Source organism: Caballeronia sp. A2-2 (assembly GCF_057612605.2).
Genome location: NZ_CM172587.1, coordinates 3,121,752 through 3,143,296 on the forward strand (window position 1 = coordinate 3,121,752; position 21,545 = coordinate 3,143,296).

The following is a 21,545-nucleotide window of genomic DNA, read 5'->3' on the forward strand; positions in this document are numbered from 1 at the left end:
CCTTCGGTTCATCCTCGAATTCTGCCGTTACCTTGATGAAAATCTGGCGAACGTGCGCCGGCGGCCGGCATTCGGTTCGCACTTATAATCGCTGTCTTTCAGCGGTGCCGCGCCTGCGCGTTTCGCGAAGTGTGGTCCGCCGCCTCATTCTAATCCAATGCTCAAACGTTACTTGGCCCCGGCGCCGTCCGAAGACGCGCCTTCGCGCGCCAACACCTCATTTCCGGCCGCCATCGCCGACATTGCACCGGGTCGGGCATGGGAAGCATGGCGCATGCCCGCTCCCGGTGCCGCGCGTGACGGATGCAACGCCGCATGAAGCGGTTGACGCGCGCAGGCAATCCGGACGTCGCGAAGGCGTTCGCCAACATCGTTTGGCTGGGGTTCGAGCGGCTCACGCAGATCGTCGTCGCCATCGTCATTTCCGGGCTGTTGGCGCGCTATCTCGGCCCGGACGTGTTCGGCAAATGGCAGTACGCGAACACGCTGCTCCTGGTGATCGCGCCCGTGACGTGGGTGTGCGGCGCGGAGATTCTGGTGCCGACCATCGTACATCGGCCGCCTGCGGAAACGGGCGCGGTGCTCGGCAGCGCGTTCGTGCTGCGCATGGGCGTGTCCGTGCTGGCGCTGGTGCTGACGTGGAGCTGGATCGCCGCCGGGCTCACCGATCCGATGGTCGGCGCGATGCTCGCCGGTCTCGCGCTCACGCTGCTGTTCCGCGAGCCGTTCGTCGGCGTCATCAATACGTGGCTGCAGAGCATGACGTACAGCAAGCCGCAATTGCTGGCGAGCATGGTGGCGGCGCTCGTCAAGGCGGCGCTGGTGTTCGCGCTCGTGCGCGCGGCGGCGGGCGCGGCGAGTTTCGGCTGGCTGTGGGCGCTGGAGGCGGCGGGCATCGGCGCGGCGCTCGTTTTGTACTATCGGCGGCGCAACGGCGGCACGCTCGGCTGGCATTTCGACCGCGCGTTGTTCAGGCATTTCGCCAGCGCGGGAACGGTGTTCTGGCTCGGGCTCATCTGCATGTATCTGTTCCTCAAACTCGACCGGCTGATGCTCGCGCATCGCGTGTCCTTTGCCGAACTCGGCCTCTATTCCGCCGCGCAGCAGTTGAACGAAAACTGGATCGCGCTGGCGCTGATGCTCGCGCAAACCATCGCGCCCGCGTTCGTGTACCGCGTGCAGGAGCGCGCGCAACTGAAGCGCAACATGCTGCGTCTGCTCGCCATGACCGCCGCGCTGATGATCGCGGGCGCGGCCGTCCTCGATGCGCTCTCGGGCTTCATCATCACGCGCGTGTTCGGCGCAAATTACGCGGATGCCGCGAACATTTTCCGCTGGGCAGTGTGGCTGTCGGTGCCGGCGGGGATCGAAGCCATCGGCAATCTCGTCGTGCTCAAATATCAGGCGAAGTACGTGCTGCTCGCGAAGTGGGTCTTCGCGCTCGCGGTCGCGGGCGTGGTCAATCTGATCGCGATTCCGCGTCTGTCGGGCCATGGCGCGCTGATTGGTTTAGCGGCGGGCTATGTGGCGGCGGCATCGGTGAACTTTTACTACCTTCGTTTTCGGCTGCGCGCATGAACGCTCTCTCCGATGTCGCCGTGTTGATTCCCGCGTTCAACGCTCAGGCCGATGTGAACCGCACGCTGGCCTCGTTCAGCGAAACCTCGACCGTCCACGTATTGATCGTGGATGACGGCAGCACGCCGCCCATCGTCGCGCCGTCCATCGACGGAATGCAGATCGAGATTCTGCGGATGCCGCAAAACGGTGGCATCGAGCGCGCCTTGCAGGCGGGCATGGTCGCGCTCGCGGCGCGCGGCACGCGTTACGCGGCGCGCATCGATGCGGGCGACCGCGCCACGCCCAACCGGCTCGCGAAACAACGCGCGTTCATGGAAGCGAACAGGCGCATCGCGATGCTCGGCATGTGGACGCATGTCGTCTCGACAGACGGCACGCCGCTGTTCGATCTCACGCCGCCGACCGCGCCCGCCGCCATCCGCCGCGCCATGCTCGCGCGCACGTGCTTCACGCATCCGTCGCTGATGCTGCGCGTGGATGCCGTGCTCGCCGCCGGAAACTATCGCGCGAAATATCGCGCTGCCGAAGACCTCGATCTGCTGCTGCGCCTGCTCGCGCGCCATGACGGCGCGAATCTGCCCGAATTCGGCCTGTACTACGAACTGAATGAAAGCGGTATCAGCGCGACGAAGCGCCGGGCGCAAACGCTGTCAACGCTGCGCCTGCAATGGCGTTACTTTCGCGTGGCGAATCCGCTGGACTGGGCGGGCATGGCAAGGAGCGTCGCGCACTTGCTGTTGCCTTACGGCCTGCTGCGCGCCGTGAAGGCAAGGCTCATGAAACCCGCTTCCTCAAGTCGATGATTTTGTCGAATTCTTTTCGTTTGATTTTGCGCTACGGTGACTGACTTCCGGATGACGAACCTTCGCATCGCTCTTGTCTGCAACACGGCCTGGGCCATTTATACGTACCGGCGCGGCGTCCTGCGCATGCTGACCGAACGCGGCGCGCAGGTGACGATCATCGCGCCGCGCGACCGCACGTTCGAACCGCTCATCGAAATGGGATGCCGTTGTGTGGAATTGCCCGTCGCCTCGAAAGGCACCGACCCGCGTCAGGATTTGAAAACGATGCGCGCGCTCTACCGCGAATACCGCGCGACGCGTCCGCATATCGTGTTTCACTACACGATCAAGCCGAACATCTACGGCTCGATCGCGGCGATGCTGGCGCGCGTGCCGTCGATCGCGGTGACGACCGGTCTGGGCTATGTGTTTATCCAGAAAAGCAGGACCGCGCAGATTGCCAAGCGGCTTTATCGTTTTGCGTTTCGCTTTCCGCGCGAAGTCTGGTTTCTGAACAACGACGATCAGGAAGCGTTCGCGCGCGAAAAGCTGCTGGCGCATCCCGAACGCGCGCGGCTGCTGCGTGGCGAAGGCGTCGATCTGGACGATTTTCCGTTCACGCCGATGCCCGAGCGCGAAGCGTTCGTTTTCATCCTGATCGGGCGTTTGCTGTGGGATAAAGGCGTGGCCGAATTCGTCGATGCGGCGCGCGCGTTGAAGCCGCGTTTTCCGCACGCGCGTTTCCAGTTGCTCGGGCCGGTCGGCGTGGACAATCCGAGCGCGATCGGACGCACCGACGTGGCGCAGTGGGAGCGCGAAAATGTCATCGAATATCTCGGCGAGGCGAACGATGTGCGTCCGCTGATCGCGGCGGCGGACTGCGTGGTGCTGCCGTCGTATCGCGAAGGCGTGCCGCGCACGCTGATGGAAGCGGCCGCGATGGGCCGTCCCATCGTCGCGACGGATGTGCCCGGCTGCCGCGAAGTCGTGGAGCACGACGTGACCGGCCTGCTGTGCGAAGCGAAAAGCGCGGCCAGTCTCGCCGCGCAACTCGAACGCATGCTGACTTTCTCGCGCGAAGAACGCATGACGCTGGCCGAACGCGGCCGCGCCAAAGTCACGCGCGAATTCGACGAAAAGCAAGTCGTGCAACGATACGAGCGCACAATACACGCCATTACCGGCATCTCAATCTGAACTCGATTTCTGGAGCGCACATGACGAATGGCAATTCCCCGCAGCGAGACGCAGAAAAAGGCACGATCCTGGTCACGGGCGGCGCGGGCTTCATCGGCTCGCATACCTGTGTCGAACTGCTCGGCGCGGGTTACGGCGTGGCGGTCATCGACAATCTCGTGAACAGCCGGCCCGAGTCGCTCAAGCGGGTGGAGCGCATCACGGGAAAAAGCGTCGCCTTCTATCAGGACGATGCGCGCGACAAGGCCGCGCTGGAACGTATTTTCGATGCGCACGACATTACCGGCGCGATCCACTTCGCCGCGCTCAAGGCGGTGGGCGAATCCGTGGCGAAGCCCATCGAGTATTACAGCAACAACATCGGCAGTTTGCTTGCCGTGCTAGAAGTCATGCGCGAGCGCAACGTTCGCAACTTCGTGTTTTCGTCGTCTGCGACGGTGTATGGCGTGCCGCAAAGCGTGCCCATCGACGAGAGTTTTCCGCTGTCGGCGACCAATCCGTACGGTCAGTCGAAGCTGATCGCCGAACAGATTCTGCGCGATCTCGAAGTATCCGATCCGTCCTGGCGCATCGCGACGCTGCGTTACTTCAATCCGGTCGGCGCGCATGAAAGCGGGCTGATCGGCGAAGATCCGGCGGGCGTGCCGAACAACCTCATGCCGTATGTCGCGCAGGTGGCGGTCGGCAAGCTCGAACGCCTGCGCGTGTTCGGCAGCGATTACGACACGCACGATGGCACCGGCGTGCGCGATTACATTCATGTGGTCGATCTGGCGCGCGGACATATCGCGGCCATCGACGCGCTCAAATCGCTGGACCGCAGTTTCGTCGTGAATCTCGGCACGGGGCAAGGCTACAGCGTGCTGGATGTGGTGAAGGCGTTCGAGAAGGCGTCCGGCAAAAGCGTGCCGTACGAACTCGTGCCGCGCCGCCCCGGCGATGTCGCCGCGTGCTACGCGGACCCTAAGGCCGCCGCAGAACTGATTGGCTGGCGCGCCGAACACGGCATCGAGCGCATGTGCGCGGATCATTGGCGCTGGCAGTCGCAGAATCCGCAAGGGTTCGCCTGAGTTTCACGCGACGCTCCGCATCGTATTTCATGAACAAGAAAGCGATGCGGCGCCGCTTCCCTCCCCCGGTTCCATTTCATGCTTAGTTTCGCGCTCGCATTTTTTATCTCGCTGCTCGTCACGTTGTTGATCGTGCGGTTTGCGCATCTGCACGAAGGCGTGCTCGGCGACACCGATCTCGCCGGTGTGCAGAAGTTTCACGCGCGTCCGGTGCCGCGTATTGGCGGCGTGGGCATCGTCTGCGGGCTGACGGTTTCGGCCGTCCAGTTGCGATGGAGTTATCCGGCTGTGTCGGCGGGCATTCTTGGCATCATCGCGTGCGGGGCGCCGGCGTTTTTCTCGGGGCTGATCGAAGATCTGACCAAGCGCGTGACGCCGCTCGTGCGCCTTATCTGCACGATGGCGGCGGCGGGTCTTGCGTATGCGCTGCTCGATATCGCGGTGACGCGCATCAGCGTGCCGCCGCTCGATTTCCTGCTGTCCTACGCGATCATTTCCTGCGTCGTGACCGTGCTCGCGGTCGCGGCGCTGGCGAACGCGGTGAACATCATCGACGGCTTCAATGGCCTCGCCTCGATGGTCAGCTTCATGATGTTCGCCTCGCTCGCCTACGTGGCGTTTCAGGTGCACGATCCGGTGGTGCTGTCCGGCTCGCTCATCATGATGGGCGCGGTCATGGGCTTCTTCATCTGGAACTTCCCGGCAGGTCTGATCTTTCTCGGCGATGGCGGCGCGTACTTCGTCGGCTTCATGCTGGGCGAACTCTCGATCATGCTCGTCATGCGCAACCGCGATGTCTCCGCGTGGTATCCGGTGTTGCTGTTCATGTATCCGATCTTCGAGACGTGTTTCTCGATCTACCGCAAGAAGTTCATTCGCGGGATTTCGCCGGGCATGCCGGACGGCGTGCATCTGCATATGCTGGTGTACAAGCGGCTGATGCGCTGGGCCGTGGGCGCGAAGAACGCGCATGAACTCACGCGGCGTAACTCGCTGACGTCGCCGTATCTCTGGCTGCTGTGCCTGATCGCCGTGATTCCGGCGACGCTGTTTTGGCGGCACACGCTGCATCTGTTCTGTTTCGTAATGGTGTTCGCCGCGACGTATGTGTGGCTGTACATCAGCATCGTGCGCTTCAAGGTGCCGCGCTGGATGGTGTTTCGACGGCCGCATTCGTTGAAGAAGTAAGTTGCCTTTTTGTTGCGACGCCGCCTTCCGAGGCGGCGTTTTAGTGGCTTATTTCAGATGCGTGGAGAAGAAATCCGCCGTGCGGCCATTGGCGAGTTGCGCGGCGGCGGCATCGAAATGCTTGCCCTGATTGCGCGCGAACGCATGGTGACAGCCGGGATACGTGTACGCCTCGACGTTCGCCCGCCCTTTCACGGCCGCGAGGATGCTGTTGCGCGCGTTGGCATCGATGAACTCGTCTTCTTCGGCGAGATGCATGAGCAACGGAACCTTGATGTTCGGCAGTTCGTTCAAATGCTGATCCGTGCCGCCGCCGTAATACGACACCGATGCATCGACATCCGTGCGCGCCGCCGTCAGGTACGACAGCAGACCGCCTAAGCAGAAGCCCACCGAGCCGATCTTGCCCTTGACCTGCGGCAAGGTGCGCGCGAAGCCGATCGTCGCCGCGATGTCTTCCACGCCCTTGTTCACATCGAACGCGTTATAGAGCGCGAACGCTTTCTGCCATTCGGCCTCGGTGCGGTCGGTGAGTTGCACGTTCGGCTCCAGCCGCCAGAACAGGTCCAGACACAGCGCGACATAGCCCTGACGCGCGTAGGCATCGCAGGTTTCGCGCATGTCGCCGTTGATGCCGAATATTTCCTGAATGACCACGACGGCTGGCGCTTGTGGCTCGGAGGGATAGGCGACGTAGGCATCGAAATCGCCGGTGGGGGTGGAGATGGAAAGCACGTCGGACATGAAGGGCTCCTGTCAGTTCAGGCTGCGGGTTTGGCTCGGGAAACGTAGGTTTTCAGGACGTCGGAGAGTTCCTTGATGATCGTCTGCCAGACGCTGAGCGTGTCGGAATCCTCGCTCTGCTCGCCGGTCTGGCGGAACACGAATCGAATCATCGCAAGGACCGGTGCAATGACGAGCGCGGCCATCACGGCGATCGGCGTCAGGACGAGTCCGGTTTTCGATAGATCGCCCTTGTTGCTGCCATAGAAAAGCTGGTAGCCGAACGATGCCGTCCACGCCAGAAGAGTCATGAATCCCACGGCGCTCAAAATGGCGACGCCGAAGAAAGCATAGTGCCTGAGCGCGCGGTATTGCTTGAGATTGGCAATTTGCTCGGCGGAAAGGTCCCGTTGAAGCAGATGTTTCTCGCTCGCGCTAAAGTCATCTTCTAGGACGCCTTGCGCCTTTTCCAGCGCCAGATCTCGTTTCCTTTCGTGGTTCATTTGTTCCATCCGAGCTTCTTCAGTTTTGCGTGCATGGCGGTCTCACCTACCCAGAACAGGTCGGCCAGTTCTTCGAGCCTGCCTACATTGCGCTTCATGATCAAAATCTCCACCGCAAAGCCGGGTATCAGCAATTCAAGCGCGAAGTTGTTGGCATGCATCTCCACATAGTCGAGCTGAACAGGCCGCATTTCCCGCGCGGTATCGACAAAACGATCTCCATGCTTGAGCACGTAATGCCCGAGTTCGTGAGCCACCATGAACCGTTTGCGGATTGCATGCGTGTTTGCATTGACACAGATATACGGACTCCCGTCGACGAATTCGAAAAGCCCGTATTCTTCGCCCATCTCGGTATCTTCCTCGACCTTCACGCCCAACGTTCTTGCGATGGCGATCGGATCAACCGGCAGATTTCCATCCCAGTGATCGTACAAAAGATAAGTCGCAGCTTGAGTCGGCTTCATTTTGATTGCCCTCCATCAACAAGTTCTCGCCTGCCGCAGATATTTCGGCATCCATAGCGTTCTTGGCGATGGAGTCTATCATCGGACGAAAGGAGAATTGGCGCACCTCGTCCGAATGGCCAGTCCAAAAAGCAAACCGCCCGCATGGCGCGGGCGGTTTAATCCAAAATCAGGCGGAAGAAAAACTCAAGCCGGCGCAGTACGCGGCAAGGCCTGCGTCACTTCTCGCGCCACGGCCAGATACCGCGCCGCCGTATCCGCGAGCGTCAAGCCCTTCAGCGGCCGCATCGAGCGCGGCTCGGTCAGCGCGAGCACGAGTGCATCGGCATAGGCTTGCGTATCGTCGGGATCGCACAGATGCACGCCCGGAAAATCCGCCGCGAAACTGAACGGGCGAATGGTGCTCGCGACCACCGGCACGCCGGACGCCAGCGCTTCCAGAAACGCGATGCTGTGCCCTTCCGACCTCGAAGGCATGGCAAACACGCTCGACGCAAACAGCAAGTCCGCCACATCCGAACGCGGACCTTGCACCGTCACGCGATCCGACAGCCCGAGCTTCTCGACGAGATCGCCCACCGCCGCGTGATACGCCGGATCTTCGATCACGCCGCACAGCAAAAGCCGCGCATCCGGCACACGCGTGAGCACTTTCTGGAACGCATGCACCGTCGAAAGCTGATTCTTCACCGACGTATAACGCCCGATCTGCACGATGCGCGCGCCATCGTTCCCCGGCGTGCGCGCGCGCATGCCGAAGCGCGACATGTCCACGCCATTCGGGATCAGCGACATCGCCGGATGCTTGCCCACCGCCGCCACGTAGTCATCGATATTCGACGGCGACACCGCGATCACCGCCCGCGCCCGCCGCGACAACAACCGCTCGACGCGCCGGAAAATCTGGCTCTCGAAATCGTTGGTGGCCGAATGCATCACGTAGACGACCGGCATCGCGAGCGGCAAGGCGCGTGCGTAGAACGCGGGAATCGTCGCGTGGGCGAACACGACATCCGCATGAAAATCCCGCAAGGTCTGATACAGCTTCAACAGCTTGCCGAAGCGCCCGTAGGGCTTCTCGGGAAAGAGACATTGCACGCCGTTGCCGACGAGTTCCGCCTGCAACGCCTTGAAGTCGTCATGCGCCGGCGTGAGCGAAGCCAGCGCGACCGTCTCGCCGCTCTTTTGCTGATAGATCGCCAGATCTTTCGCGAGGACTTCGGCGCCCGACAGGCGCGGTGCGAGCACCAGATGGACGATGCGCATTCAAGCCTCCCTCATGGTGCGAAAGGTGCCAAACGTACGGAACAGCATCCAGCCCGCAGCGGAACCGAGGCCCAGCGTCATCGCCCAGGCAATGCCCGTCACGCCCCAGTAATGCGTCGCGAACGGCACCGTCACGCACAGCACGATTGCCTGGATGATCGACGCATGCGTCGCCACCTTCGGCGTGCCGACCGCGCGCAGCCACGACACCAGCACCGCGATCAGCGCGCCAATCGCCATGTTGATGACGAAGATGCGGAACAGCGGCACCGCCGACAGCCACGCTGGTCCGAGCACGATATTGAACAGCGGCTCGGCGATGATCCGCAGCACGATCACGATCACCGTCAGCGCGACGACGGCCAGCAGCATCCACTTGCTGAACATCTTGCGCGCGGCGGCCGGATCGCGCCGCTGATGATCGGCGAAGGTCGGAAAGAGATATTGCGACATCGCGATGGCGGCATCGGCGAGCAACATCTGCGCGAGCTTCGAGGACATCTGATACGCGCCGAGTTGCAACGGTCCGAGCAGCTTCGCCACGACCACCTTGTCGAACTGATTGAGCAACAGGTTGACGACGCTGCCCGCCCAGATCCAGCGGCTGAAGTTCACATAGTGCGAGATGCCGTGGAACGACAGACGGATGGGCGGACGCGGCGACATGGTCGTCCACGTGAGCGTGGTCTTGAGCATTTCGCCCGCGACCAGACCGATCAGCACCGAGTAGGCGCCCGCGCCGGACAGCGCGCAGATCAGGCCCACCGCGCAGTCGGTGAAGGACGCCGAGCATTCCACGCCCGCGAGCTTTTGAAAGCCGCGCTGACGCGTCACCACGAAGTACGCGGGTGAAGCGATACCGCGCAGAATCGGCAGCACCGCCGCCAGAAAGATCAGCCCGATGGAGCCGCTCATATGGAACTGGTTCGTCATGAGCGGCGCGAGCGCGGCGATCAGGATGCCGATGAGCACGCCGCGCATCGAGAGCGTGGCGAGCACCGCGCCCAGTTCGCTGTGCGTGGGTGCGTCGCGTCCTTGCACGACGGCCTGCGCCAGTCCCGTATCGGACAACGATTCGGCGATCGCCACGGCGAGCAGCGCGATGCTGACCGCACCGATCGCCTCAGGCCCGAGAATCCGGCCGATGGCCAGAAACTTCACGGCGACGAGGCCGCGCACGACCACTTGTTGCAGGAGTACCCAAAAAGCCGCATCCTGCCGGAATCGCGCGCTTGCCGGTAAAAAAGGTAGCCGGACTGATCTCACTAAATTTCCCCGCGCTGCTGTTGATTTGGTTCGTGGCGCGCCGCGATATTGTCGGTATGCGGTAGCGCTTCCTTTCGCGTGCCCTGCGCGGAACTGTCGATTGGACGGGTACGTGCGCGGCCTCGCTTGTTTTCAGGCGACTGTGGCAAAAGTATCGTGAGCGCCGCCTTGCCGGACGCCAACCCGTAGTAGAAATCGGCCCGAAATGGGTATCGATGCGGGTTGACTTGGCCGCTGAGTGGGTTTCCACACGTCCGCACGCGCGGATAAAGGCTCAAATATGGCCGTCGGATACGCATGACGGGTGCTACTGTTCATTCGTCGGCTCAAAGCGCGTCAGGGTCGTTGTCGTCCTGTTGCACGCTCGAAAACACCATCCCTGATGCAGCCTTTCGCGGTGAACCCATAACATGTCGAACGAAACCGTCCTCATCATCGAACCCAATTTCAGCGGCCATCGCTGGCGATACGCCGAATGGGCCGCCAACGCGTACATGGAAGCGGGTTATCGCTGCGTGATCGTGACCGAGCCGGTCAACGCCTCGCACGCGCTCGTGAAGAAGATTCAGGAGCAAGGCAGCGGCAAGCTCGGCATCGAACTGATCGAGCCGCCCGCGCCGGTCAGCGGGCCGCTCTCGAAAGTGGCGTATGCGCGCTTTCACCGCGACTTCAAACACTACTTCGATATCGCGAGCGGCGGCAAGCCGGTTGCGCTCGTCGTCGTGCCGTATGTCGATTATTTCCTGCTTGCGTTGCCGTTCCTGCGCTCGCCGTTCGGTTCGACGCCGTGGGTCGGCATCACCATGCGTTCGAACTTTCATCATCATCGGGTGGGCGTGCGTGCGCCGCGCCGGCCGATGGTCAACGCGGTCAAGTCGAAGCTGTTTTCCAGCGCGGTGCGGTTGGGCGGCATGAAGACGTTGCTTACCATCGATCCGACCTTGCCCGACTGGTGGAAGAAGAACGCGGGTTCGTCGCGCACGAGCGTCGAGTATCTCGCCGATCCGTTTCCCGATGCCCGCGCCGCCGAACCATCGGCGGCCAAGCAACGGCTCGGTTTGTCGGACGGCACGCATATCCTCGTGTATGGCGCAATCAACGATCGCAAGGGCCTGTTCGAATTGATGGATGCGCTCGCGCAACGTCCCGGCGGCGCGTTCGCGCCGACGCTCGTGATCGCGGGCGCGCAGGACGACAACGTGCGCGCGCAGATTGCTTCGGCTGTGGCCACGCTCAAGCCTGCGCCTGTGGTGCTGGACCGCTTCATTTCCAGCGAGACGGAGCTGGACCTCTTCTCCGCCTGCGATGTCGTGTGGCTCGGCTATAAAGGCCATTACGGCATGAGCGGTGTGCTGGTGCAGGCGTATCGCTTCGGTAAGCCGGTGGTGGCGACGGCCGATGGATTGATCGGCTGGTTCTGTCGCACGGGCGAACTCGGGCCGGTGATCGACGATCTCGCGCCGGCATCGATCAATCGCGCGTTGGATGACGTGCTGGCGCGTCGGGCGCGGCCGCAGCCTGCGGGGCATTTGCTGGAGCGGAATACGTTGAGTCAGTTTAAGGAGACGTTGCGGCAGGCCGTAGCGTAATACTCAAATGCGCGTTAAATCGATCCTTATCAGCTTAAGGATCGATTTAAGAGACAATTTGACTTTTCGTTCCCACACCCCCACTATGTTCGATTAATCGATCCTTAAGCCTGTTTAGGAGCGTTTAATCGATCATGAAAGTCGCGCAAGCCGCGGTTCTTCCGCCAGCCCTCCTCGAAGAAAGCAAGCACCTCGGCGATCTCATCGCACGGCTGCGGTCGGCGCGCGCCATGAAGCAGAGCGAGGCAGCGCTGCGTGCGGGTGTATCGCGCAACACGGCATCCCGGCTGGAGCGAGGGGACCCGGGCGTCGCGATCGGTCAGGTGCTCCGCTACCTCGAAGCCATTGCGCCGGGCACCTCTTTGGCGTCGCTGTACGCGCAGACCGACCCGGCGCTCAAGGCGCAGGCCACGCGAGAACGCACGCAGCGGGTTCGCGACATGACCGCATCCGAACGCGACGAACTGGATTTCTAAGTTCGCTCCGACACGCCTTTTCCCCAAAGTCCTTCTCATGGCAGCACGCGAAACCAGACTGATCGTATTCGCTCATATCGACGACCAATGGTCGCCATGCGGCCAGCTTGCGCTGGTCGAAGAAGGACCGTCGCTGGTGGCATCGAGGTTCGCGTATGGGCTCAACTATCTGAAGCGCCGCGACGCGCTGGAAGTCGATCCCGTCAGCCTCGGTCTCTCGGACCGCGCTTCGATCGCCGGTAAGTTTCTTTTGCCCGTCAACGCGTTGCCGTTCTTCGGCGGCATCCGCGACGCGGCGCCGGATTCATGGGGACGCCGTGTCATCGAGGCCAAGCTCAAGGTGCCGCCGAACAGTCTGCCCGAGTCGCAATATTTGCTTCACGCGGGAAGCGAACGCGCAGGTGCGCTCGATGTGCGTCCCGGCCTGACCGATGAGGCGACCGTCGGCGTCGGCAACTGGCATACGCTGGATCACCTCATGGAAGCAGCGGAGCGGATCGAAGAAGGGTTACCCGTTCCGGCTCATCTGGAAGCCATTTTCGTCGAGGGCACAGCCTTGGGTGGCGCGCGTCCGAAGGCGTCCGTGCGTGACGACGAAGGCGTGTTGTGGCTCGCCAAGTTCTCCAGCCGTCACGACCGCTTCGACATTCCCGGCATCGAATGTGCCGCGCTACGGCTCGCGCAGAAAGCCGGACTCACCGTGCCGCCGGTAAAGACCTTGTTGCTCGGCGATCGCCGCGTCATGCTCATTCGCCGCTTCGATCGTTACTGGACGACGCCAGGCGACACGCTGTCGCCGCGCGCCGATCTGCTCGAACAAGGACCCGCGAATGGCCGGGCGGAACATCGCTCGGCGTTCGTGAGCGGGCTCACGTTGGCAGCCTGCGACGAAACCGAATCGCGTAACCAGTCCTATGCCGCACTCGCCGACGCCATCCGCAAGTATTGCCATCCTGACGTCATTCGCGACGACAACGCCGAGCTTTTCCGGCGCATGGTCTACAACATCTTCGTCAGCAACGACGACGACCATCTGCGCAATCACGGCTTCATCCGGCACGCCGCGCTTCGCGGCTGGCGCCTGAGTCCGCTTTACGACGTGCTCCCGCGCGCCAGCAACGCCAGCGAGCGCTATCTGCATCTTGGCGTAGGACGAGAAGGAAGAATCGCGACGCTCGACAACGCGATCAGCGATCACGCGCGCTTCACGCTATCGCGGCGAAGCGCTGCTGAGATCATCGCGCAAGTCTGGCGCGTGGTGCGCGAGTGGCGCGTGTTCTTCGACGAATTCGGTATCGAAGAAACGGAGATGGATAAGGTCGCTCCGGCGTTTCGTCACATCGATGAAATCTCGACGCCGGAGCTACGCAAACTGCTGTCCTGAATGACTCAAGCCTGCGGCGTCGTCACCCCCGACGCCACTTCCTCGATCCGCTGCTTGCGCTTGGCCGGGAACAACGCATCGCGAATCTTGAGGAACGGGAATTCCACCGCGCGCGTCGTCACATACCCCACGACGATGGCAATCGCGAACTGCGCCGCCATGATCGCGAACCACGCGGGAATGGCGGGCAGATGCATCGCCGTGGCTTTGCGGATGAGCATGTCGCCCGGCGCGAGCGCCAGCGAATGCCACAGGTAGATGCCGTACGAATACACGCCAATCCATCCGATCAGCCGATACAGCATGGAACCGCGCACGTTGCCCGAATACTCCAGCGTCAGCACGATCAGCGCGCAAAAGCCAATCGCTTGAATGGTATAGCCGATGCTCTGATCCAGCGCCACGTTACGCGTGCCGAACACGAGCCACGCCACCAGCCCGAGCACCATCGCGATCAGCACAAGCTTGCGGTCCGCAATCGCGCGATACGCGCCCGGCTTCATCCAGTAGAGCGCGGCGAGCATCACGCCGAACAAGAGACTGTCGATGCGGTATTGCGTGTAGAAGAACGTACCATCGAGATCGCCGTTATGCACGGCGACGCTGCGCGCGATCAGCACCGCCACGCAGATCGACCCGAGCACGCCGAGAATGGCGTTCACCCGCGTCTGAAAGCGCGCGAACACGATCAGCAGCAGCGGCAGGAACAGATAGAAATGTTCCTCGACCGCGAGACTCCACGTCTGCGCGATCGACGACCCGAAATAGTTCTGCATGTGCGTCAAGTTCTGCACGAGGAACGTATTCGTCGGATGCCGTCCCGCGATCACATGGAACAGAATGAGCACATAGTAAGCAGGCCAGATTTTAAAAATCCGCCGCACGATGAAGCGCGAGGCATCGATCCTGCCTTCCTGCGCGTACTGCTTCAGCAGCAATCCGCCGACGAGAAAGCCCGACAGCGTGAAGAACAGGTTCACGCCTTCGTGTCCGAAGCTCTTCAACGGATACTCGATGGCGGAAATGATCGCGCTGCCCGTGGGAAACGAGTGGAAGTGATAGCCCATCACTGCGATGATGGCGAGCCCGCGGATGAAATCGAGTTCGATCGATCGACTCTTGGGTCCCGGTATGCGTGTGGCGCCGAACAGCCCCATGGCCTCCCCCTTTTTTGCGAAGGTCTCTGTTGTTGATGGATGCCTCGCGGCACGATGGAAACTCCGCGCATCGCGACAAAATTCCCGGTGTGGCTCCGCGAAACGCATCCTCGTACTTTTAGAGACTTCGCGGCCCTTCAATCTTCGGTCCTGAATCCCGGCGCGATCCGCCAGAATCACGTTTTTACCCGACATCGCCGGCACACGGATGCGCGCTGCGCAACACTTCGAGTTGGCGTTTCCACCGAGCGTGGTGCGCCGCACATGGGCATCCGTCGTTTCGCGCCGAACGCTAGTCTCGAAACGCCGTCGCGAAGGCGCGCCCAAATCGCCGCTGATATATTCGACCCACAAATACGGGGTTCCCTGAGCCGCCGCCTTGCGCCATTGGCTTCACGGCGCGGGACAAAAGCGAAAGCCCAGGGATACAGCGGCACTTGCCGCGAAGATAAATCGAATGAGCTTTGCGATCTAAAGAGAATGCCATGCGCAACAAGTTCGCCGTCATCTGGATCTGGCTTTTCATCCTTCCGCTCGCGTTCGACTTCAAGGGCGCGGAAACAGCCAGCAAGGCCATTCAGATTCTGCTCACCGTGCCATCCATCGGCGCGGCGTGCGCGCTGCTGCTGATCGGGCCACGCTTCGCGCAACGCTCGCGGCTGCGCACGACCATCACGTTCATGATCGTGCTGACGCTGCTCGGCAGTGTCGCCACGCAAGTGCTGCAGGGCAACGACTCCGGCAATTACATGCGCGTGATCCTGCCGTTCCTGCTGATGCTGATCGGCTTCTTCGTCGGCTGCCGGCCGTGGGAGCCGAACCGCCTGGAGCAGATCGAACGCGCCATGTACTGGTCGATGATCGCCTCGCTCATCTTCAGCTTTTTCTTCGGCATGGCGACGTCGACGGGCGGTCTGGCGGACGTGCGGTTCCGCATCGTGTCCGTGCAGTTTTTGTCCTTGCAGGCGTTGTTGCTGCATGAGTTCGTGATTGCGCGGCGCATCACCAAGTTCACGGTGCTGCTGTTTCTCGCGACGGTCGTGATCGAGCTGCTGTCCGTCACGCGCAGTCTGCTTGTCGGCTCGTTGCTGCTGTTCGCGTATGCAACTTGGCTCGCCGCACCGTCGCTGCGCCATCTGTTCGCCGCCGGTTTGCGTGCGCTCGCTATCGCCGCATTGCTTGGCGCGATGGTCGCCGCATCCGCCGCGTTCTTCCCCGGCGTCGCGGAGCACTGGGAACAGCGCTTCTCGTTCGCGAAGGATACGGAGTCCGGCCGCGATCCGACCACCATCACGCGTCTGGCCGAAATGAAGGATCAGTACGATCAGACGATGTCCTCGACGCTGTCCATCGCGGTCGGTCAGGGCTACGGTCACAACTATCACTACTCGCCCTACTATCTGCCGGACCTCGCGGGCCAGTTCAGCAAGAAGGATTTCTACGCGATCAACGAATGGGCCGCGGGTCACAACTTCTGGGTCTATCAGTTCTTCGCGGGCGGGCTGCTGTTCGGTCTTGCGTTGCCGCTGGCGGTCTTGTGGGCCTTGTGGCGCGGTTCGATGGCGTATCGCGCGTGGAAGCATCGCGCGCCGGATGTGAAGTATCTGCCGGTGCTGGGGCGTTCGCTGTTGATCGTGGCATCGCTGCCGGCGACGTCCATCGGCGGCAATCCGCTGGGCAATCGCTTCTCGGGGATCATTTACGGCCTGGCGTTGGGGCTTCTGGTGGCGGCCTATGCTCGCATCGCGCATGCGTTGCGCACGCGTGCCGCCGAATCCGGTCCGCAGCGTTCGTTCAGAAGGCCGTACTACGGCGTGCCGCCGGATTTCCGTCCGTTCGACGAACCCATGCCCGAAAGCCTGCCGGCCCATGCCGCGCAAGCGCCCGGTCTGCCGCACGGCCATCACGATTCGCAGGGACGAGGCGAGCCGCCAGCCGGCGCCAGCACGCTCGCCCCTTCCGCGTGATCCGCGCCTCCGGACTATAAGAAATCATGAAGATCCTGCATCTGCTTCCCACTGTCGATCCGCGCGCGGGCGGCGCCACCGAAGGCGTGCTGCAAAGCGGCCTGAGCATGCGGGCGATGGGTCACGACATCGAAGTCGTCTCGCTCGATGCACCCGACGCGCCGCACGTCGCCGCGTTTCCGCTCAAGCTGCACGCGCTCGGGCCATCGCGCGGGTTTTACGGCTATTGCCCCGCGCTCGTGCCGTGGCTCAAGGAACAGGCTCCGCGCTTCGATGCGGTGATCGTCAACGGGCTCTGGCAGTACCAGAGCTATGGCGCGTGGAAGGCGCTGGCGGGCGGCAGCGTGCCTTATTACGTGTTTCCGCACGGCATGCTCGATCCGTGGTTCAAGCGCACGTATCCGCTCAAGCATCTGAAGAAAAGTTTGTATTGGCCGTGGGCGGAATATCGCGTCTTGCGCGATGCGCGCCGCGTGCTGTTCACCACGCAGGAAGAAAAGCTGCTCGCGCGCGAATCGTTCAGGATGTATCGCGCGAATGAAGAAGTGGTCGCGTTCGGCACGCGTCAGCCGCCGGCGGATTCAGCCGCTTTGCGCGATGCGTTTCTCGCGAAGTTTCCGCAACTCGCCGGCAAACGCGCGATTCTGTTTCTGGGCCGCATCCACGAGAAAAAGGGCTGCGATTTGTTGCTCAAGGCCTTCGCAGAAGTCTGTCATCTCGATGCCAATGCGCATCTGGTCATGGCCGGTCCCGACGATGGCGAATACGCCACGCAACTCCGCACGCTGGCCAAAGAGCTGAACATCGCGCCGCGCATGACGTGGACCGGCATGCTCACCGGCGACGAGAAATGGGGCGCTTTTCGCACCAGCGACGTGTTCGCGCTGCCTTCGCATCAAGAGAACTTCGGGATCGCGGTGGCGGAAGCGCTGGGTTCGCGTCTGCCGGTGCTGATCTCCGATAAGGTGAATATCTGGCGCGAGGTGAAGGAAGACGGTGCGGGTATCGTCACGACGGATACGGTCGAAGGCGCGAAGGAAGCGCTGCGGGAATGGTTGAGCATGGATGTTCGCGCGATCGAACTCATGCGTGAGCAGGCGCTGACGACGTTTATGAAGCGCTTTCATGTGGATGCGATGTCGAAGGATCTTGCGCGGGTGATACGCGAGACGTCGGATACGGCGAAGAAAGGCACCTTCGCGCGTGCCGTGATGCCGCTTTGAGGTTTTTACCGCTGCGTTTGACCTGAGGACGGTGCTTGTTTTGGCTGTCGTGCAAGGGGCTGCTGTTGTTTGTGTTGTTTATTCAGTAGCCGCCTCCCCGGCGGGGGGGTAACTTTCTTTGCTGCTGCAAAGAAAGTCACCAAAGAAAGCAGCTTTTTACCCCATGCTCGATGGCTGGAAAGGGTTGGTCTGGATTAACCGATACAGTGGCCGCAATAGGACTTGCCACGCATAACGAGTCGCTTAGGCAACCTCGCGATTACGCGCTCGAAGAATCAACGCTAAGTGGACCGCATTCATTCTTTCGGCCATGCGCTACGCGCGCCGAGAACGTAAGAACGGAATCCCGCAGCATGCACGTGCCCAGCCTCCTCAAACCTCCCCGCTCGATTGCTATTCGGCCCTACGTTCGTTAGTGCTCCGACTAAAATGCAAATGTCAGCGTCACCCCACCTGCCGATACGCGAATTGTGACTTGACCTCGCGTGGCCTATGCCGTTTGCACGGGAGCGATAACCAAGGTTGGGCCGAATAGCAATCTTGCGGGAAGGTGTGATGTGGCTGGGCGCTGATAGGCTGCGGGATTCCGTTCTTACTTTCTCGGCGCGCGAAGCGCATGGCCGAAGGAATGACTGCGGACCACTAAGAGAAGATTTTTGGAGCGCGTAATCGCGAGGTTGCCTAAGCGGCCGTTAAACGTGGAAAGTCCTATTGCGGCCACTGCATCGCTTAATCCAGACCAACACTTTCCAGCCAGCGTGCATGGGGGTAAAAGCTGCTTTCTTTGGTGACTTTCTTTGCAGCAGCAAAGAAAGTTACCCCCCCGCCGGGGAGGCGGCTACTGAATAAGCAGCACAAACAACAGCGGCCCCTTGCATGACGTAAAAACCGCACCGTCCACGAGCCATCTCACCGTAAAGACCCAGACTGAAAAAAATCACTGCGCACTCAAATGCGCCCTCAAATACGGCGCAAAACCATTCTGCGTAGCGATGATCTTCTCCGCGCAATTATCGTAATCGGACCCACGCGCGCGCTCCGGCCCATACATGTCGCGGCACTGCGCGAACAACGCGATGGTCGCACCGCCGCCGTTCTCACCCGCAATACGCGTGGCCGAAAACACCGGCTTGCCGCCGTCGTACGGCACGCGCGTCTGGATAGCATCAGCATCCGCGCGAACGATCTTCTCGCTCGAATTCTTCTCGATATACGTCTTCGTCAGCGCCCAGATGGCGTCGCACTGCGCGGCGTCGCGGCACGCGATGGTCGCATCGCGCTGGGCGTCCTGAAGCGATTGCTCGGAGTGCGTGAAGCCGAGTTCCCTCTGCTTTTCCTTCTCCGCCGACGAGCAGGCGGCAAGTGAAAGCGAAACGAATGCGAGCGCGATAAGCTTTTTCACGGGCGATAGACCTTGAAACCAGTTCGGACGGCGATTATAACGAGCCGCTCCACGCAACCCCACATCGCCATGAAAAAACGCCGCCGGTCTTCCGGACCGGCGGCGCCCTTTCTCTCCTGCTCCACCCCCGTTATTTCTTGCCCATCTGCAAGGCGAGATCGCCCGGCACATGCATGGTCGATGCGGCCATCGGCAGGCTTTCGGCCTTGTACGGCATGCCCGATGAGCTCACGATCGTCGTGGTGGCATCGTCACCCTTGATGACGCGCCCGAGATGCGAGGCGAGCCGCAAGGTCAGCGCCGCGATCGTGATGGTCGGGAAGTTCGCGCCCACGGTCGGGAACACCGAACTGCCCGCCACGAACAGATTGCTGATGCCGTGCACCTTGCAATCGCGGTCCACCACGCCTTCCTTCTCGGAATCGTGCATGCGCGTCGTGCCCATGTGATGCCAGGTGCCTTCGAGCTGCGCGGGCCACGGCTTGCCTTCGAGCGGCTCGTCCAGTTCGACATCGGCGACGCCGCCGCGCTTGAGTTCATCGGCGATCAACGCGACCGTGCGATCGAACGTGCGCTTGACGAGTTCCGTCACCTGCCAGTCGACGATCACGCGGTTCAGGCCCAGCGCATCCTTCTGCGACGAGAGCGTGACGCGGCTGTCGCGGTTCGGCTCCGCTTCCACGATGGTCTGAATCTTGACCTCGGTGATGAGCGGACGCGGCTGCAACAAACGCGCGAGACCGAAGCACGCGGTATCGACCGGATGCGAGAGCATGGTCAGCAGATCGCCGGTCATCGTGTAGCCCGGCTGATCCTTCTTGAGCATGGCCTGTTTCGCGCGGATCAGCGCTTCCGCGCCTTCCGTGTTCTCGCCCTTGAACACCGAGTAGAACCACGAACGCGCGTTCAGCAGCTTCTCTTTTTCCAGCACCGATTGCGTCAGCGCGAACTGCGACGAAATGAACGTGCCATGCGCCGACACCGCGCGATTCTGGTAGTGATACTTGATGTCGTACAGCTTGTTGCGCGACCATTCCTTCTTGAAGTTCACCTTCGCCGACATGATGCGCGGATGGTCCATGAAGTAGCGGCCCACCAGATCGTTGCCGTTACCGAGACCCGCCTTCTGCACCTTGTTCGACGACAGCAACAGCCGCACGTTTTCGATGCCGCCCGTCGCCAGCACGAACTGTTTCGCGCGCACCGCGAAGCGCCGGCCCGACAGCGTGCCGATATCGATCTTGGTGACCGTGGCAGCATCCGCCGTCGTGTCGATGTTCAGCGCATTCGCGAACAGAAACACGCGCACGTTCTTCGCATCCAGCAAGTGCTTGCGATACGCCTTGCCGAAGCGCATCGGCGGGCTGAATTGCGAGATCGTGTCGCGCACGCGGCCGGTCGGATACGGATGACGCCGCACGTCGGGACGGTTGATCGCCGCTTCCCAGTACGAGGGCTCGAAGTTGTTCTCGCCGAGCGCAAGCAGTTGATGCGTGCGCGCATAGTACGGCCGCAGTTCTTCGAGGCCGAACGGCCAGCCGCTGTCGGCTACCCAGTCGCGCTTTTCGAAATCCCACGGATCGAGCGGACGGCACCATCCGCCCCAGCAATTGCTGCTGCCGCCGAGAAAACGGCTGCGGCAGCCATCGGCGAATTCGTATGGCACGCCGACGTTTTCGCCGCGATACAGATCGCGCGTTTCGTCGTCGGCTTTGTACCCGCCGCTTTCCAGCAGGATCGCGTCGATGCCCTGCTTTTCCAGTTCGAGCGCCATCGTGATGCCGGCAACGCCCGCCCCGATGATGCAGACCGTGGTATCGATGACTGCGTTTTCTTCCACGCTTCGGCTGTCAATGAACATGCCCCGTGCTCCTTCTTATTCCGTGCTTGAGCGGTGCCTGAGCATGCCTCGTGGCTCTCTGGCCCACCGCGTTTCTGACCCAATGTCCAAACGCCGCATTCGCCGCATCTCGAACGTTGCGCGCCTTACCGCCCCCGCGCGCCCCGCTCACGGCCAATACGATCGGTCTCGACGGCTTACTGGATAAACTTCCCCTCGTTCCAGCATGCCGGTTCAGCTCTACCGCCTCCTTGCAGATTCGGTCCGGGAAAACCGGCGTGGGACTCGAACATCCCGCCTGCGCTGTCCCGTTTCCAACGAGATTGCAGGATCACGCCGGGCGCGTCGTCTGTATGCGTCATGGCGAACGTTGCGTGATGCATTGCGGCATCAATTCGAATGTTCTTTGACGCATGCCGCACAGAAGCGCAAAACCTGCGCGCGTCGTGCGGCATCAAGCC

Annotated in this window: 18 protein-coding genes; 10 read left to right on the forward strand and 8 right to left on the reverse strand. The window is 61.7% G+C overall.

Going from position 1 to position 21,545, the window contains the following annotated elements:
* Nucleotides 1-315: 315 nt before the first annotated feature.
* The 5 genes from ACZCWR_RS14810 to ACZCWR_RS14830 all read left to right on the forward strand — a co-directional run bounded on the left by ACZCWR_RS14810 (nucleotide 316) and on the right by ACZCWR_RS14830 (nucleotide 5,821).
* Nucleotides 316-1,578: an oligosaccharide flippase family protein gene (locus tag ACZCWR_RS14810; protein ID WP_487301477.1), complete on the forward strand. Its 1,263-nt coding sequence runs from the start codon at nucleotides 316-318 to the stop codon at nucleotides 1,576-1,578.
* Nucleotides 1,575-2,384 carry a glycosyltransferase gene (locus tag ACZCWR_RS14815; RefSeq protein ID WP_487301478.1) on the forward strand — a complete coding sequence of 270 codons (810 nt, stop codon included), beginning with the start codon at nucleotides 1,575-1,577 and terminating at the stop codon, nucleotides 2,382-2,384. The genes ACZCWR_RS14810 and ACZCWR_RS14815 overlap by 4 nt, the downstream gene beginning before the upstream one ends.
* 51 nt (nucleotides 2,385-2,435) lie before the next feature.
* Complete coding sequence (locus tag ACZCWR_RS14820) at nucleotides 2,436-3,563, forward strand: glycosyltransferase family 4 protein (RefSeq protein ID WP_487301479.1); 1,128 nt, start codon at nucleotides 2,436-2,438, stop codon at nucleotides 3,561-3,563.
* A gap of 20 nt (nucleotides 3,564-3,583) precedes the next feature.
* Nucleotides 3,584-4,633, forward strand: a complete 1,050-nt coding sequence (gene galE / locus ACZCWR_RS14825) for a UDP-glucose 4-epimerase GalE (RefSeq protein WP_487301480.1) — start codon at nucleotides 3,584-3,586, stop codon at nucleotides 4,631-4,633.
* Between the two features lie 78 nt (nucleotides 4,634-4,711).
* Nucleotides 4,712-5,821 (forward strand): MraY family glycosyltransferase, encoded by a 1,110-nt coding sequence (locus tag ACZCWR_RS14830; protein ID WP_487301481.1) that lies wholly within the window; start codon nucleotides 4,712-4,714, stop codon nucleotides 5,819-5,821.
* A 48-nt stretch (nucleotides 5,822-5,869) separates the two neighbouring features.
* On the opposite strand, the gene ACZCWR_RS14835 is transcribed toward ACZCWR_RS14830, so the two are convergent.
* The 5 genes from ACZCWR_RS14835 to ACZCWR_RS14855 form a co-directional block, all read right to left on the reverse strand.
* Complete coding sequence (locus ACZCWR_RS14835) at nucleotides 5,870-6,565, reverse strand: dienelactone hydrolase family protein (protein WP_487301482.1); 696 nt, start codon at nucleotides 6,563-6,565, stop codon at nucleotides 5,870-5,872.
* A 17-nt stretch (nucleotides 6,566-6,582) separates the two neighbouring features.
* The gene (locus tag ACZCWR_RS14840; protein ID WP_487301483.1) at nucleotides 6,583-7,056 is read right to left on the reverse strand and encodes a hypothetical protein; all 474 of its coding nucleotides are present in this window, start codon (nucleotides 7,054-7,056) and stop codon (nucleotides 6,583-6,585) included.
* A complete protein-coding gene (locus tag ACZCWR_RS14845; protein ID WP_487301484.1) occupies nucleotides 7,044-7,514 on the reverse strand; it encodes an ImmA/IrrE family metallo-endopeptidase in 471 nt (156 codons plus the stop codon). The genes ACZCWR_RS14840 and ACZCWR_RS14845 overlap by 13 nt, the downstream gene beginning before the upstream one ends.
* A 186-nt stretch (nucleotides 7,515-7,700) precedes the next feature.
* Nucleotides 7,701-8,780 (reverse strand): glycosyltransferase family 4 protein, encoded by a 1,080-nt coding sequence (locus tag ACZCWR_RS14850; RefSeq protein WP_487301485.1) that lies wholly within the window; start codon nucleotides 8,778-8,780, stop codon nucleotides 7,701-7,703.
* Nucleotides 8,781-10,046, reverse strand: coding sequence for an oligosaccharide flippase family protein (locus ACZCWR_RS14855; protein WP_487301486.1), 1,266 nt, complete (start codon nucleotides 10,044-10,046; stop codon nucleotides 8,781-8,783). It abuts the gene before it with no gap.
* Between the two features lie 410 nt (nucleotides 10,047-10,456).
* Here ACZCWR_RS14855 and ACZCWR_RS14860 point away from each other — a divergent pair, with 410 nt between their 5' ends.
* The 3 genes from ACZCWR_RS14860 (at nucleotide 10,457) to ACZCWR_RS14870 (ending at nucleotide 13,495) form a co-directional block, all read left to right on the forward strand.
* Nucleotides 10,457-11,635, forward strand: a complete 1,179-nt coding sequence (locus tag ACZCWR_RS14860; RefSeq protein WP_487301487.1) for a glycosyltransferase — start codon at nucleotides 10,457-10,459, stop codon at nucleotides 11,633-11,635.
* 134 nt (nucleotides 11,636-11,769) lie between these two features.
* Nucleotides 11,770-12,111, forward strand: coding sequence for a helix-turn-helix domain-containing protein (locus ACZCWR_RS14865; protein ID WP_487301488.1), 342 nt, complete (start codon nucleotides 11,770-11,772; stop codon nucleotides 12,109-12,111).
* 37 nt (nucleotides 12,112-12,148) lie between these two features.
* Entirely contained in the window at nucleotides 12,149-13,495 is a 1,347-nt protein-coding gene (locus tag ACZCWR_RS14870) for a type II toxin-antitoxin system HipA family toxin (protein ID WP_487301489.1), read from the forward strand.
* Between the two features lie 5 nt (nucleotides 13,496-13,500).
* Here ACZCWR_RS14870 and ACZCWR_RS14875 read toward each other — a convergent pair whose 3' ends face one another.
* Entirely contained in the window at nucleotides 13,501-14,652 is a 1,152-nt protein-coding gene (locus ACZCWR_RS14875; protein WP_487301490.1) for an acyltransferase family protein, read from the reverse strand.
* A gap of 485 nt (nucleotides 14,653-15,137) precedes the next feature.
* Here ACZCWR_RS14875 and ACZCWR_RS14880 point away from each other — a divergent pair, with 485 nt between their 5' ends.
* Together ACZCWR_RS14880 and ACZCWR_RS14885 are read left to right on the forward strand one after the other, a co-directional pair.
* The gene (locus tag ACZCWR_RS14880; RefSeq protein ID WP_487301491.1) at nucleotides 15,138-16,619 is read left to right on the forward strand and encodes a hypothetical protein; all 1,482 of its coding nucleotides are present in this window, start codon (nucleotides 15,138-15,140) and stop codon (nucleotides 16,617-16,619) included.
* A gap of 26 nt (nucleotides 16,620-16,645) precedes the next feature.
* A complete protein-coding gene (locus ACZCWR_RS14885; protein WP_487301492.1) occupies nucleotides 16,646-17,842 on the forward strand; it encodes a glycosyltransferase in 1,197 nt (398 codons plus the stop codon).
* Nucleotides 17,843-18,779: 937 nt separating this feature from the next.
* Here ACZCWR_RS14885 and ACZCWR_RS14890 read toward each other — a convergent pair.
* Together ACZCWR_RS14890 and ACZCWR_RS14895 are read right to left on the reverse strand one after the other, a co-directional pair.
* Nucleotides 18,780-19,244 carry a hypothetical protein gene (locus ACZCWR_RS14890; RefSeq protein WP_487301493.1) on the reverse strand — a complete coding sequence of 155 codons (465 nt, stop codon included), beginning with the start codon at nucleotides 19,242-19,244 and terminating at the stop codon, nucleotides 18,780-18,782.
* Nucleotides 19,245-19,374: 130 nt separating this feature from the next.
* Nucleotides 19,375-21,105 (reverse strand): FAD-dependent oxidoreductase, encoded by a 1,731-nt coding sequence (locus tag ACZCWR_RS14895; protein ID WP_487301494.1) that lies wholly within the window; start codon nucleotides 21,103-21,105, stop codon nucleotides 19,375-19,377.
* Between the last annotated feature and the right edge of the window lie 440 nt (nucleotides 21,106-21,545).